Origin of the sequence: Nocardia blacklockiae (assembly GCF_015477355.1) — a bacterium.
Classification (GTDB): Bacteria; Actinomycetota; Actinomycetes; order Mycobacteriales; family Mycobacteriaceae; genus Nocardia; species Nocardia blacklockiae.
Genome location: NZ_JADLRJ010000011.1, coordinates 24,618 through 38,585, shown reverse-complemented (window position 1 = coordinate 38,585; position 13,968 = coordinate 24,618). Strand labels below are relative to the sequence as shown.

At 71.1% G+C, this 13,968-nt stretch carries 10 protein-coding genes; 6 read left to right on the top strand and 4 right to left on the bottom strand.

Going from position 1 to position 13,968, the window contains the following annotated elements; all coding sequences use genetic code 11:
• The first annotated feature begins 54 nt into the window (after positions 1-54).
• The 5 genes from lpdA (at position 55) to IU476_RS27485 (ending at position 6,063) form a co-directional block, all read left to right on the top strand.
• Complete coding sequence (gene lpdA / locus IU476_RS27505; RefSeq protein WP_195104903.1) at positions 55-1,503, top strand: dihydrolipoyl dehydrogenase; 1,449 nt, start codon at positions 55-57, stop codon at positions 1,501-1,503.
• A gap of 13 nt (positions 1,504-1,516) precedes the next feature.
• Positions 1,517-2,608: a pyruvate dehydrogenase (acetyl-transferring) E1 component subunit alpha gene (gene pdhA / locus IU476_RS27500; RefSeq protein WP_195104900.1), complete on the top strand. Its 1,092-nt coding sequence runs from the start codon at positions 1,517-1,519 to the stop codon at positions 2,606-2,608.
• A 26-nt stretch (positions 2,609-2,634) separates the two neighbouring features.
• Complete coding sequence (locus IU476_RS27495; RefSeq protein ID WP_228824431.1) at positions 2,635-3,636, top strand: alpha-ketoacid dehydrogenase subunit beta; 1,002 nt, start codon at positions 2,635-2,637, stop codon at positions 3,634-3,636.
• Complete coding sequence (locus IU476_RS27490) at positions 3,629-5,008, top strand: dihydrolipoamide acetyltransferase family protein (RefSeq protein ID WP_195104896.1); 1,380 nt, start codon at positions 3,629-3,631, stop codon at positions 5,006-5,008. Before IU476_RS27495 ends, IU476_RS27490 begins: the two co-directional genes overlap by 8 nt.
• A gap of 416 nt (positions 5,009-5,424) precedes the next feature.
• Positions 5,425-6,063 carry a nicotinamide mononucleotide transporter family protein gene (locus IU476_RS27485; RefSeq protein WP_195104893.1) on the top strand — a complete coding sequence of 213 codons (639 nt, stop codon included), beginning with the start codon at positions 5,425-5,427 and terminating at the stop codon, positions 6,061-6,063.
• A gap of 11 nt (positions 6,064-6,074) precedes the next feature.
• Here the strand turns inward: IU476_RS27485 and car are convergent, their stop codons facing one another.
• A complete protein-coding gene (gene car / locus IU476_RS27480; RefSeq protein ID WP_195105163.1) occupies positions 6,075-9,578 on the bottom strand; it encodes a carboxylic acid reductase in 3,504 nt (1,167 codons plus the stop codon).
• A gap of 543 nt (positions 9,579-10,121) precedes the next feature.
• On the opposite strand from car, the gene IU476_RS27475 reads away from it, so the two are divergent.
• A complete protein-coding gene (locus IU476_RS27475) occupies positions 10,122-10,967 on the top strand; it encodes a 1-acyl-sn-glycerol-3-phosphate acyltransferase (RefSeq protein WP_195104891.1) in 846 nt (281 codons plus the stop codon).
• On the opposite strand, the gene IU476_RS27470 is transcribed toward IU476_RS27475, so the two are convergent.
• The 3 genes from IU476_RS27470 to IU476_RS27460 form a co-directional block, all read right to left on the bottom strand.
• The gene (locus tag IU476_RS27470) at positions 10,964-11,716 is read right to left on the bottom strand and encodes a thioesterase II family protein (RefSeq protein ID WP_195104888.1); all 753 of its coding nucleotides are present in this window, start codon (positions 11,714-11,716) and stop codon (positions 10,964-10,966) included. The two genes, IU476_RS27475 and IU476_RS27470, sit on opposite strands and share 4 nt — an antisense overlap.
• 68 nt (positions 11,717-11,784) lie before the next feature.
• The gene (locus tag IU476_RS27465; RefSeq protein WP_195104886.1) at positions 11,785-12,984 is read right to left on the bottom strand and encodes a hypothetical protein; all 1,200 of its coding nucleotides are present in this window, start codon (positions 12,982-12,984) and stop codon (positions 11,785-11,787) included.
• Positions 12,985-13,261: 277 nt separating this feature from the next.
• The gene (locus IU476_RS27460) at positions 13,262-13,804 is read right to left on the bottom strand and encodes a DUF8020 domain-containing protein (protein ID WP_195104884.1); all 543 of its coding nucleotides are present in this window, start codon (positions 13,802-13,804) and stop codon (positions 13,262-13,264) included.
• Between the last annotated feature and the right edge of the window lie 164 nt (positions 13,805-13,968).

The window sequence follows — 13,968 nt, the reverse complement described above, 5'->3', positions numbered from 1 at the left end:
CTCGCGCCACAACCGGGACCGGGTCGGAATCGTCGAGATTTAGGAGCACCACGAGTGCCGGAGTTCGATCTTTTGGTCGTGGGCGGCGGCCCGGGCGGGTACGTGGCCGCGCTGCGTGCCGCGCAGCGCGGGCTGTCGGTCGGCCTGGTGGAGAAGGAGCGGCCGGGCGGGGTCTGCCTGAACTGGGGCTGCATTCCCACCAAGGCCATGCTGCGCTCCGCGGAGGTCTTCCAGACCGTAAGCGCCGCAGCGGAATTCGGCGTCCTGACCGAGAACGTGCGCTTCGATTTCGGCGCTGTGCGCCAGCGCAAGGACGGCATCGTCAAGGAACTCACCGACGGCGTCGCGGGACTGCTGCGGGCCAACGGGGTCACGGTCGTGGAGGGCCACGCCCGCTTCGTCGGCCCCACTGCCGTCGAGGTGCACGAGGTCGGGCCGTCCCCGATCTTCCCCGGCGGCCCGCGCTACGCGGCCGCACCGGCCGCCGCGATCCGCCGCCTCGAGGCCCGGGACGTGATCGTCGCGACCGGCTCGGTGCCCGCCCGGCTGCCGATTCCCGGCGCCGACCTGCCCGGCGTCGTCACCTCCGACGGGGCGTTCGGGCTGACCGAAGTGCCGCGCCGGCTGGTCGTGATCGGCGGCAGCGCGGTCGGCGCGGAATGGGCAAGCCTGTTCGCCACCTTCGGCAGCGAAGTGACCGTCGTCGAATTGCAGGACCGCCTGGTTCCGTTGGAGGACAAGGACATCGGGGTCGCGCTGGGCCGGTCGTTCGAGCAGCGCGGCATCACGGTGCTCACCGGCTCGACGGTCGAATCGATCGCGGCCGGCGGCCCGCTGCGCGTCGCCGTCGGCGGACCTCGGGCGCGCGAACTCGACGCCGACGTGGTTCTGGTCGGCGTCGGCCGGCGGCCCAACACCGCCGACCTCGGCCTGGAGGCCACCGGAATCACCACGGACGCACGGGGTTTCATCGAGGTCGACGACCAGCTGCGTACCGGCGTGGAACACGTCTACGCCATCGGCGACGTCACCGGCCGGGCCCTGCTCGCGCACGTCGCGTCCCACCAGGGACTCACCGCGGCCGACGTGATCGCCGGGCACCCGGCGCACATCGACTACACGGTGATCCCCGCGGCCACCTTCACCCACCCCGAGATCGCCAGCGTGGGCCTCACCGAGGAGCAGGCCCGCGCCGCCGGCCACGACGTGCTCGCCGCGAAGTTCCCGTTCGCGGCACTGGGCCGCTCGCGCACCTTCGGCGACACCGAGGGCTTCATGAAGATCGTTGCCGGGCAACGGCATCGGGAAGTGCTCGGCGTGCACATCATCGGCCCTGCGGCCAGCGACCTGATCACCGAGGGCGCGCTCGCCATGTCGCTGGAGGCGACGCTCGACGAGCTCGCCGACACCATCCACGCCCACCCCACCCTCGGCGAGATCGGTATGGAGACGGCCCTGGCCGGGCTCGGCCTGCCGGTACACATCGCCCCGCGCAAGCGTTGAGGAGCACCCACCCGTGACCGCGACCACCGCACCGCGCAAGACCGCCCGCAAGGCGACGAGCGCCCCGAAAGCCAAGGCCGACAACCGTTTCGGCGATGAGGACCCGCAGGTGCTGCGCGGCCTCTACCGCGACATGCTGTTCGTGCGCCGCTTCGAGGAGCGCACCGCGCAGAGCTACCAGCAGGCCAAGATCGGCGGCTACTGCCACCTCAACCTCGGCGAGGAGGCCACCGTCGTGGGGCTGGCGGCGGCCATGTGCCCCACCGACTATCTGTTCACCAACTACCGCGAGCACGGCTACGCCCTGGCCAAGGGCATCGAGCCCGGCAAGGTGATGGCCGAGCTGTACGGCCGCTCCACCGGCACCTCCAAGGGCTGGGGCGGCTCGATGCACATGTACGACACCGCGACCCGGCTGCTGGGCGGCTACGCCATCGTCGGCGGCCAGGTGCCGCTCGCCGTCGGCGCCGCGCTCGCCATCGACTACCGCGGCGGCGACGACGTGGTGGTGTGCCAGATGGGCGACGGCACCACCAATATCGGCGCCTTCCACGAATCGCTGAACATCGCGGCGCTGTGGCGGCTGCCGGTGCTGTTCCTGGTGATCAACAACCAGACCGGCATGGGCACCACGGTCGAGCGCTCCTCGGCCGAACCCGACCTCTACAAGCGCGCGGCGTCCTACCGGATGCGCGGCGAGCGGGTGGACGGCACCGATGTGCTGGCGGTCCGCGACATCGCGGCCGAACTGCTGGAAGGCGCACGGCGCGAAGGCAAACCGGCGCTGCTCGAGGCGGTCAGCTACCGGCTCAGGGGTCACTCGGTGGTCGACCCGGCGAAATACCGTTCCGCCGAGGATGTTTCGGCCGCGCGCGCCCACGATCCGATCGAGCGGTTCGGGGCCGAGCTGAGCGCGGCCGGGATCCTCTCGGAGCAGGACATCGCCGCGGTCGAGGCGGAGGTCCGTGAGGGTGTCGAGGCGGCCGTCGCGTTCGCCGACGCCAGCCCGCACCCGGAGCCGTCGAGCCTGTTCGACTTCACCTACGCCACCCCGGTGCCCGGCGACTCCCGCCGGCTGCCCGCCGACCCGCTGTTCAGCGCCTGACCGAGGACCACACCACCGTGCCTGTCATGACCTATCGCGAGGCCCTGCGCGACACCCTGCGCCAGGAGATGCGGCGCGACGACGACATCCTGCTCATCGGCGAGGAGATCGGCGTCTTCGAGGGTTCCTACAAGATCACCGCCGGGCTGCTCGAGGAGTTCGGCGAGAAGCGGGTGCGCGACACTCCGATCGCCGAAGAGGGTTTCGTCGGCGCGGCCATCGGCGCCGCCATGCTGGGGCTGCGCCCGGTCGTGGAGATCATGACGATCAATTTCTCGCTGCTCGCGCTCGACCAGATCGTCAATCACGCCGCCAAGATCTACGGCATGTTCGGCGGCCAGACCAGCGTGCCGATGGTGATCCGCACCCCCGGCGGCGGCGGCCAGCAGCTGGGCGCGACGCACTCGCAGAACATCGAGCTGTACTACGCCTTCGTGCCGGGCCTGAAGGTGGTCGCGCCGAGTACCCCGGCCGACGCCCGCGCGCTGCTGCGCGCCGCGATCGCCGACGACGACCCGGTGCTGTTCCTGGAGAACCTGTCGCTCTACAACACCAAAGGCGAAGTGCCCGAGGATGTTCCGCCCGCCCAGATCGGCAAGGCGGCGGTCACCCGGGTCGGCTCCGACATCACGCTGATCGGCTACTCGCGGATGGCGACCGTCGCCACCCAGGTGGCCGAACGTCTGGCCGCAGAAGGCATTTCGGCGGAGGTCATCGACCTGCGCAGCCTGCGGCCGCTGGATCGGGACACCCTGATCGCCTCGGTGCGCAAGACCGGCTGCGCGGTGATCGGCGAGGACGACTGGCTCACCTACGGCATCGGCGCGGAAGTCGCCGCGTCGATCTCCGACGGGGCGTTCGACTACCTCGACGCGCCCGTGCGCCGGGTGGCGATGGCCGAGGTGCCGCTGCCCTACGCCAAGCCGCTGGAGCGCCTCGCGCTGCCGTCGGCCGACTCACTGTACACCGCCGCGGTGGAAACCCTTGCGGCCGTGGGCCGCCGCACGAAGGACACCAACCTTGCCTGAGATCACCATGCCCCGCCTGTCCGACACCATGGAGGACGGCATCATCGCCTCCTGGCTCAAGCAGGTCGGCGACCCGGTCGCCCGCGGCGAGGTCCTCGCCGAGATCGAGACCGACAAGGCCCTGATGGAGCTGGAGGCCTACGACGACGGGGTACTCGAGCAGATCCTCGCCGAGGCCGGGGCCCGGGTCCCGATCGGTGAGCCGATCGCGATCGTCGGGGACGGCAGCGGGTCGGGCGCGGGTGGCACGCGGACGAACGCCGGGGCGCAAGGCGATTCCAACGGGGGCGCGGGTGGCGCGCAGTCTGCCACCGCACATACGGGGCCCGGCGCACAGACGTCTTCGCCGACGGACGCCGGGCAGCCGGTGCCCGCTGGTGCCCTCGAAGCAGCCGGGAACGGCGTGACCGTACGCTCTGGAAGTGCTGGCACGCAAAGCATTTCGAGCACCGCACCCGCTTCTCCCGCACTCGCCTCAGCAGCGGGCGGGTCCCGGCCGAAGTCTTCTCCCCTGGCGCGCAAGGTCGCCCGCGAGTTGGGCGTGGACCTGGCGACCGTGAGCGGCACCGGGCCCGGCGGCCGGATCACGCGGCAGGATGTGGAAGTGGCGCACAGCACTGCCACACCCGCGATCACTGGCCAGGCTTCCGAAAATGCGCAGGGCACAGCGCTTCCGCCGGGTGACTACGACGAGGTGCCGCTGACCACCATTCAGCGCGTCTCGGCCGCGCGCCTCACCGAGAGCAAGCAGCAGGCGCCGCACATCTACCTGACCAGCGCGATCGACGTCACCGAGCTGCTGGCCTTCCGCGCGGAGCTCAACGGCACGCTGGAGGCCGCCGGGAAGGGCAAGGTCAGCGTCAACGACCTACTGGTGAAGGCGGTCGCCTCGACACTGCGCGCGGAGCCGGCGGTGAACGTCTCCGTCGCCGGGGACAAACTGTTGCGGCACCACGGGATTCACCTCGGCGTCGCCGTGGCCACGCCCGCCGGGCTGCTGGTCCCGGTCATCCGCGACGCCGACCGCAAGAGCGTCTCGGAGATCGCCGCCGCGGCTCGCGACCTGGCCGGCCGGGCGCGCGATCGCAAGCTGCGCGCCGAGGAGATGTCGGGCGGCACCTTCACCATCTCGAATCTGGGCATGTTCGGCATCGAGCACTTCACCGCGGTCATCAACCCGCCCGAAGCGGCGATCCTCGCGGTCGGCGCGGCCCAGGACGAGTTGCGCCTGGCCGGCGACGAGGTGGTGGCCCGCAAGATCCTGCGCGTCACCCTGTCCGCCGACCACCGCGCGATCGACGGCGCGGTCGCCGCACAGTTCCTGCGCCACCTGAAGGACCTGCTGGAGCACCCCCTGCGCATCGTCGCGTAGCGCCCCACCGCGCACCCGAACCACCGGCATACCCGCCACCCCGGCAACCAGTGCCCGCTCGCCGAGCGGAAGCCGGGGTTCCCGCCGGAGCACCACAAGTGCACGAGGGGCCCTCATCCCCCGACCAGGGCGGCGGGAGTCTTCACCGGGGTGATGGGCAGGCCACCAGCCGCCCATCACCCCGTCCCCGTACCCAAACACCGGTACGAGGTCTACGTCACAGCTTGTCGCGCGGGGCCCGGGAATACCTTGCGCCGCCGGGCGGGTTCCCCCAGGGAACGCTCATTCCGGGAGCGGGGCGAGTTCGAGCCAGGTGAACGGCCGTCGCGGTCCCGGTGCCGAAGCATCGAGGAGGTCCGGGAGATGCACATCCGGAGCGCGGGCGAATCCGGTTGCGCGGGGCCGGGAGTCGCCGCGTGAACGCGGGCTTCCAGCTCTTCGGCGAGCACATCCTCTGGACCGACCTGATCGGCAACATCCTGTCGCTGGCCGTGGTCTGGCTGGCCATGCGCAAGACCGTGTGGACCTGGCCGGTCCAGGCGGCGGGCGCGCTGCTCCTGCTGGCCGCCTCGCTGCACGCCCATGTGCCCGGCAACGCGCTCAAGCAGATCCTGTTCTGCGCCTTGGCGGTATACGGCTGGGTCGCCTGGACCCGGGGCGCTCGCGCCGACCACGGCCTGCTCGTGCGGCCCGCCACCGTCCGCGAACGCGTCGTGCTGCTGGCGGTGCTGGCGCTGGGCACCGTGGCCGTCGCCGAGCTGTTCATCCACGCCGCCTGGCTGCACGTCGCCTGGTCCCCGTGGGCGAACGCCTACATCTTCGTCGGCAGCGCGATCGCCACCTTCGCCCAGAGCCGCGCGCTCGTCGACTTCTGGATCATCTGGATGCTGGTCGATCTGGTCGGCGTGCCGCTGGCCTTCCACTCCGGCCTCTACATCTCCGGCGCGGTGTACGGCCTGTTCTTCGTGATGGTGCTGGTCGGCTTCGCCCGCTGGCGGCGCGAGTACCGCGCGCGCCGGTCCGCGCTCGAACCCTCCGGACCGGTCACGGCGTAGCGTCCTCGCGGTCAGAGCAGGTTGCGCAGCCGCAGGTCGTCGGCGTACTTGCGGATCAGCTCCGGGGTCAGGTGCGGGATGTCCGCGGCGGCCCCGATCCGCGCCTCCTGCACCGCGGCCTGGAACTTCTTGGCGGGCAGGATGGCGCCGGGCAGCGGAGTGTCGGGGTGGCGGTAGGCGTGCAGCAGCGGCAGTACCGAGTGCTGGCGCTGCTGTTCGGGCAGGGCGCGCAAGGCGGTCTCGAACCGCGCCAGCCAGTCCGCGTAGTCGTCGATCCGCTCGATCGGGTGGCCCGCCTCGATCAGCCAGTCCACGAACACGTCCAGCGACAGGCCGTCGTCGTGCGGATTGAGCACGTCGAAACTCTCGAAACCGGTGTGCACCCGGGAACCGAGCGTGGTGATCGCCGCCGCGGTGAAATCGGCAGGCAGGCCGTCGTAGTGGGCGCGCTGGCGCGCACCGGCGGCATCGGTGGCGTAGAACGATGTCGGCGCGACCCCGGTCGCCAGCACGCTCAGCAGCAGCCGGGTGAACATGTCGGGCAGATTGAACTGCCCGGCGTAGCGGCTGTGCGCGAGGATCATGTCCGAGCGGAACACCGCCACCGGCAGGCCGCACAGGTCGTGCGCCTCCCGCAGCAGCACCTCGCCGGCCCACTTGCTGTTGCCGTAACCGTTGGCGTAGCTGTCGTCGATCCGGCGGCGCGGACTGATCTCGCGAATGTCCCCGTCCTCGGTGAAACGCTGCGGATCCACCTGTGCGGCAACGCCGACCGTCGACAGATACGTGACCGGCTTGAGCCGCTCGGTCAGGGCCAGCCGGATCACCTCCGCGGTGCCGACCACGTTGGGGCCGAACAGCTGGTCGTAGGGCAGCACGTGGTTCACCAGCGCCGCCGGGTGCACGATCAGGTCGACCGTCTCCGCCAGCCGCCGCCACTGTTGCTGTCCCACACCGAAATCGGGCTCGCCGATATCGCCCGCGAGCACTTCGAGGGTGCCTGCCGCCAGCTCCCGGTACCGCCCCGGCAGCTCCGGATCGCCGCTGTCGAACACCGCGTCCAGGCGTGCCCGCGCCGCCGCGTCGTCACCGCCACGCACCACGCAGATCAGCGTGCCACCCGAGTCGTGTAGGCGCTCCAGCCATTCCAGGCACAGGAAGCGGCCCAGGTAACCGTTGGCGCCGGTCAGCAGCACCGTGCGCGGCGGCTGCGCGGCCCGGGGCAGCGCGGCCGCCGCCGCGAGGGTCGCCGCGTCGACGAACTTGTCGAGAGTCAGGTCGGCGGCGTGGATCTCGGACCCGCCGCCGTGCACCGACGCCGCCGAGGGCCGGGTGCCGCCCGTGCGCCGCTCGGTCTCCACGTACTCCGCGAGCCGCCGCAGATCGGTGGCGGGACCGACGATCACGCCCACCGGCACCTCGACACCGAAGATCTCGCCCAGCAGATTCGACAGCGTCAGCGCCGACAGCGAATCCCCGCCGAGGTCGGCGAAGTGCGCGTCCGGCGCGAGATCGGTAGCCGCGCAACCCAACACCGCCCGCGCCGCGCGCCCCACCGTCTCCAGCACGGGCAGGTCGGCGGCGGCGGAGCGCAGCGCGGTCAGCTCGTCGCGCTGGGCGCGCTCCAGCTCGTCGTAGCGCTGCTCGAGCCGAGCGCCGTAACGCTCTTTCAGCTTGGGCCGCAACAGTTTCCCGATCCCCGACAGCAGCCCGTTAGACATGCTGAACGGCTCGGTCTCGAGCAGGAAGTCGCGCGGGATCTCGTAGGACTCCAGCCGTGCCTCCTTGGCCACCTGCTGCAACGATTCGCCGATCGCCGACTTCAACTGCGCCACATCCGGATACGCCGAGACCGCGGCGGCCGTCGGGACGATCACCGCGAGCAGGAAGGCGCGCTCGCTGGAGCCGTAGACGTAGATCTGACGGACCAGCGGGCTGCCCGCGTACACGGCCTCCAGCTTCGACACCGCCACGAACTCGCCCTGCGACAGCTTCAGCACGTTGTTGCGCCGATCGACGTACACCAGCTGGTCCGGCCCGATCTCGGCCATGACGTCCCCGGTGCGGTAGAAGCCGTCGGCGTCGAAGATCTCCGCGTTCAACTCGGGGCGCTTGTAGTAGCCCGGCACCAGCGTCTCGGACTTGAGCAGCAATTCGCCACGCGGATAAGGCTTGTCGGTGCCGAAGTAGCCGAGTTCGGGCACGTCGACCAGCTTGTAGTCCAGCACCGGCGGCCGTTGCAGCCGGTTGTTGAGCAGCACCCCGCCGCCGGTCTCGGTGGCGCCGTAGCCGTCGAACATCCCGACCTCGAGCACCGACTCCATGAACGTGCGCATGTCCCGCGACAGCGGCGCGCTGCCGACCAGCGCGAGCAGGAAGCGCCCGCCCAAGTAGTCCTCCCGCAGCGCGGTCTTCACCTCGCGCTCGACCTGCTCCGGGTCGCCGCCGGCCGCGACCTTCCGGTCGACCTCCGCGCGGAACCGCTGGAACACCATGTCGCACACGCGCGGAACGAAGAACAGCATCGTCGGCCGGGCCAGCGCGATGTCCTCGAACAGGGTCGACATGTCGCTGCGGGCCGCGAAATACGCGGTGCCGCCGCCGGACAGGCAGCTGATCAGCGAGGCTCGGCCCGCGACGTGGCTCATCGGCATGTAGCTGAACCCGAGGACCGGCAACGGCAGCCCGCCGCCGCTGCGCCACATCCGCGTGAGCAGCCGCTCGGGATACATTGCGCCCTTGGGTGTTCCGGTGCTGCCGGAGGTGTAGATCAGCAGCGAGAGCTCGTCCTCACTCGCGGCGGTGTGCAGCGGGGCGGGCGGCAGGGCGCGGCCGCGCGCCAGCACCTCGTCGAGAGTCTCGACGCGTACGGGACTGTCCGACAACCGTTCCCGGGCTGCGGCAACCGCCGCCCGGTGGTCGTCGTCGCGCGAGTGATAGTCGAAGACGACCAGCGAACGCACCGAATCCGCGGCCGCGACCAGATCGACCGCCACGTCCAGCTGTTCGACATCGGTGGCCAGCACCAGCGGCGCGGTCTCGCCGACGATCGGGGCCAGCTGCGCCGGCGGCGCGCCCGCCTGCAACGGCACCGACACCGTGCCCGAGTGGATGCACGCCAGGTCGACGACGGTGTAGTCGATGCTGGTGAATCCGAGAATAGCGACGAAATCGCCTGCGCGAACCGGGTTTTCGGCGTCGCCGTGCCAGGCCGCGGTCAGCGCCCGCACCCGCTCCCACACCTGACCGTAGGTGAGGGTGTCGAACCGCGGCAGCAGGCGGGCGCGGCGGCGGCCGGTGTCGTCGGCCACGAAGTCGACCGCCCGCTGCGCGACCGCCGGGCGATCGGCGTACGCCTCCATGATGGTCGCCACGATCCCGGCCAGCCGCAGGTCCGGCGCCTGCACGGCCCGGGCGACCGCCTCGTCCGGGAGCGCGGCACGGATCTGCTCGTCGCGCTCGATCAGTTCGGCGGCTCGTCGAGCCAGCCGGGCCTCCGCGTCCGTGATCTCCATCCCCAAGATGTCCATTCCCCGACCTCTCCGAGTTGTTCCCACCGATGTCCGACGGCCGATGCGCCGTGGATCCCGCGCGGGCCAGCACATTCCGCGCACCGAATTAATTTACCCACGCTAACTATCTCTACGGTCGCGCTGGTCACGACACACTGTCAAGGGCCTCGCGACAGGCGCCGACATCCACCGAGCTAGACGCCATTGAGGCATACGTCACGCTGGCGTATTTGCGCGGTTTGACCGATTTACTCATCGACCAGCGGATTCGTGTGAATGGCGAGTCCGCCCCCGCGCGTGTCGGATTCCGCACATCGACTACCAAGCAAATGCTTGCGTTGGTAACCTCGATGGTGCAGGAGGACGGTGATCGGCATCGGTCGGGCAGACGATGCACTCGCACCGTGCCGATTCGCGCACGCGCGACATCAGGGAATATCAATGGGGATGTGACCGCAATCAGGTTCCGCCGGGCACTATTTCGTGCCGCGGCCGGTCGCGGCGTGCCGCCGTCCGTCGTCGAGGCGACAGACAGGAACGACACACATGAACACCCGGAAGTATCCGGACCCCGATCACCCGCTGCTCCCCCTGGCGCGGGCCTATGTCAACTACTTCACGCCGACGGTCACCGGCGCGCAGCACGTGCCGGCGTCCGGCCCGGCACTGATCATCGGCAATCACTCGTCGATCTACTGGGCGCCGGAGATCTGGACCACGTTGCTGACCATGCTGGACCGCCGCCCGGACGATCCCTCGTTCGGCCTGGCACACGAGATCTTGCTGCGCGCACCGGTTCTCGGTGACGCCCTGCGCGGGCTCGGCGCGCTGCCCGCCTCGCGCGAGGCCGCGACGGCGGGCATCAAGGACGGCGGGGCCGTGCTGGTCTACCCGGGCGGCGACTGGGAGGCCTGCCGCCCCTGGACCGACCGCGGTCGCATCGACTTCGCCGACCGCCGCGGATTCATCCGGCTCGCAATGGAACTCGGCGTACCCGTGATCCCTGCGGTGGCCAACGGCGGCCACGACGCGATCTTCATCGTCAGCCGCGGCGAGCGCACCGCGCGCCTGCTGCGCCTGGACAAGTTGTTGCGCGCCAAGGTGTTCCCCTACACCCTCGGGGTGCCGTTCGGGCTGGCACCGGTGCTGCCGCAGATTCCGCTGCCCGCCACCGTGCAGGTGAGCTTCCTGCCGCCGCTGGACTGGTCCACCCAGCCCGGCGATCCCGACAACCCGGCCGAGGTCGACGCCTGCTACCACGCGACCGTGGACACCATGCAGCGCGAACTCGATCGTTTGCGCGCCGAGAATCCGAACCCCGTGGCCACCGGCATCAAACGCCACCTGGCCGGGCTGCCCGGGCCGCTCTCGGAGCTGGCGCGGATCGTCTAGGCCGACATCACCGCTTCGATCGAGCGCACCAGCCGCGGGGCGTGGGTGTTGAGGTAGAAGTGGCCGCCGTCGTAGGTGGTGAGTTCGAAACCGCCCGTGGTGTGTTCGCGCCAGGCCTGCGCCTCGGCCACGGTCACCTTCGGGTCCCGCAGGCCGAGGTGCGCGTGGATCGGCGCGGAGACGGTGGCGCCGTCGGTGCCGCGATAGGTCTCGGCCGCCTTGTAGTCGCCGCGGATGGCGGGCAGGATCGCGCGCAGCATCTCCTCGTCGTCGAGGACGCGGACGTCGGATCCGTTGAGCCGCCGCACTTCCGCGAGTAGGCCCGCGTCGTCGAGCAGGTGCACGGTCTCGGTGCGCACCCGCGAGGGCGCCCGCCGGCCGGACACGAACAGGGCCGCCGGTGCGGTGCCGCGCGCCTCCAATCGGCGCGCCACCTCGAACGCCACCGAGGCGCCCATGCTGTGACCGAACAGGTACAGCGGCCGATCCAGCCACGGAACCAGTTCCGCCGCAACCAGTTCCGCGAGTTCGGCCACGCTCTCGATACAGCGCTCGTGCCGCCGGTCCTGGCGGCCGGGATACTGCACCGCCAGCACCTCGTGGGCGGGATCGACCATCCGGGAGACCGGATGGAAGTAGCTCGCGGAGCCGCCCGCGTGTGCCAGGCACACCAGCCGCGCCCGCGGGTCGGCACGCGGATGGAACCGCCGCACCCAGGTGCCCCCGGTCTGCTGCGCGCTGCTGTGCATCGGACCCCCTCGACTCGCTCGTCCTCCGACATTGTCGCGGGGAACCGGCGTTTCGGCCACCGGGGCGGTCAGGTCAGCAGGAAGGCCATCAGCGGCAGCACCACCGCCGTGTAGGTGCCCAGCACCGCCGCCGCGATCCGCCGGCGCGACAAGCGCGGCAGCCGCACGGCGATCCCTTCGTAGGTGCCGACCGCGACGAACACCATGCCCCACGCCACCAGCGAGCGGCTGCCGATCCGGCCCAGCGGGTCGGCGAACAGCACCGCCAGCAGCGAAATGGTCAGTCCCGCCGCGCCGTTGGACGCCCACACCGCGCTCGCCGCGCGCCCGGTGCGGGCCGTCGACGCGGCGCCCCAGGCGGGCCCCGCCTTCGACGCCGTGCCGCGCCGGGCGCGCAGCAGGCGGCCGATCGGCTCGAAAACCATTGGCACGTCGTCGTTGTCGGCCAGTTGCGCCCGTGCCCGCACCAGCGCCTCCAGCGCCTGAGCGGTCGACGACGCGGTCACGAAGCCCTCCGCCGAGGTGCGGAAGCCGCCGTACTGCGCGTGCAGCGGTTCCCGCTCCTGCAGCGCGAGCAGGCTGGTGAGCGCCTGCACGATCACCGGATCGCGCAGCGCCTGCGGGTCGGCCGCGGTCACGGCGCACAGCGTCGCGTGCAGCGTGAGATGCCGCCAGGTGTCGGCCGCGCCGCCGCGGCGGAACGACTCCTCCTCGATGCCGACCCCGCCCCGGCGCAATGACGTCAGCAGCCGGCACATGGCCAGCTCGCGCGCGTGCACGAAACGGTCGCCGCCGATGGCCGCGACCTCCGGTCGCGCCAAAGTCGCCACCACACAGGCCGATTCGAACGTCCGCTGCCTGCGCGGGGCCCGATCGAGCACCGTGGTGACCAGCCGACCGGCGCCCCAGAGCACGGCCTCGGTCACCGCGGCGTCCGGCTCCGCGCCCACACCGAGCGCCTGGATCGCGAGGGCGGTCGCGGTGAGCGAGACCGGTCCGGCGCGGTCGGTCATCGGCCAGCCGCCGGAATCGGGGTCCTGCGCCGCCAGCAACGCGCTGCGGAAGGTCGCGGCGTCCGGGTCGTCCGCCGGGACCCCCAGGCTTTGCAGCGCCCGCAGGCGCCAAGCCGCCTCGAGTGGCGCGGGATCGCCTGTCCCCGTGCCGATCCGGCGCACCAGCAGGGCGACCTCCCGGGCGCACGGGATCTCCCGTCCCGCGGTCGCCAGGGCGCACACCACCTCGGCCGTACTCACCGGATTCGGCGCCACGTCCGGAATCCATCCCTACCCGGCACCGTCGCGTCCGTCCGGAAGCTGATGCCGGTGCAGCCATTCCACCGCGGCGCCGATCCGGGTATCCAAATCCGCTGCCCGCATCGTCACCACTTCCCGACTCTCGTGCACCCCGCATACCCACTGCGAAATGGATGCATACCGGTGAGTCCGGATAGTTATGCGAACTGCATCGGCCGCGCGCGCACGAGACCGGGCCGCGCCACCGGGGTGGCGCGGCGAGTTCCGGCCGGTGCCCGCGGCCGCGTCCCGATTACGGTGTGGAGTAACCGATCAGGGCACCGATCCCCGCGCCGATCGGCACGGTCACCAGCGCGCCGACACCGCCGAGGAAGAAGCCGATCACCGCGCCGATCCCGGCGCCGACGAGCGCGCCGACCACGGCGTTGTGCTGCTTGCGCGCCTCGGTCTCCGCCTCGTCGATGTATTGCGCCACGTTGTTCGCCTCGGTGTTCGCGGTGAGGGTCAGGGTGCGGCCGGCGGGATCGATGCTCGGGGTGAGCCCGACCGTCGCGCCCGCGACCCGCAGCGCCAGCGGCACCGTCACCACCTCGCGGCCGGCGACGTCGGTGAGCGTGACCGATCGGCCGTCGGGGGTCACCGCGAAGGAACCGGCCGCGACGGTGGTGGTCACGCCCGTGCGGTCCGCGGTGGGAGCGGCCACGTAGGCGACGCCGTGGTCGACCCCGCTGATGCCGGCGCTCTCCGGCGCGGGCGCCGCGCCGACCACTCCCGCGGTGACGCCGGTGGCTCCGATCGCGAGCAGGGCGGTGGCAGCGATTCGCTTGGCTCTCATGGCAATCCCCTCATTCCGTCGGCCCGGTGACAGCCGATGGATGCCCAGGCCGAATCTCGACCGTACCCATTGTCCCGCGAAAAACCGTGCGCAGCGGTCGGTTTCCGAAATCTCGTGGTCACGGCGGCTCGGGCGGACGACGCGTGCGGGTATCGTTGCGTCGG

Coding starts and splice junctions, on each gene's coding strand:
- IU476_RS27495 (WP_228824431.1), top strand. CDS start 2,635: ATGACCTATCGCGAGGCCCTGCGCGACACCCTGCGCCAGGAGATGCGG.
- car (WP_195105163.1), bottom strand. CDS start 9,578: ATGGAGATCACGGACGCGGAGGCCCGGCTGGCTCGACGAGCCGCCGAA.
- IU476_RS27475 (WP_195104891.1), top strand. CDS start 10,122: ATGAACACCCGGAAGTATCCGGACCCCGATCACCCGCTGCTCCCCCTG.
- IU476_RS27470 (WP_195104888.1), bottom strand. CDS start 11,716: ATGCACAGCAGCGCGCAGCAGACCGGGGGCACCTGGGTGCGGCGGTTC.
- IU476_RS27460 (WP_195104884.1), bottom strand. CDS start 13,804: ATGAGAGCCAAGCGAATCGCTGCCACCGCCCTGCTCGCGATCGGAGCC.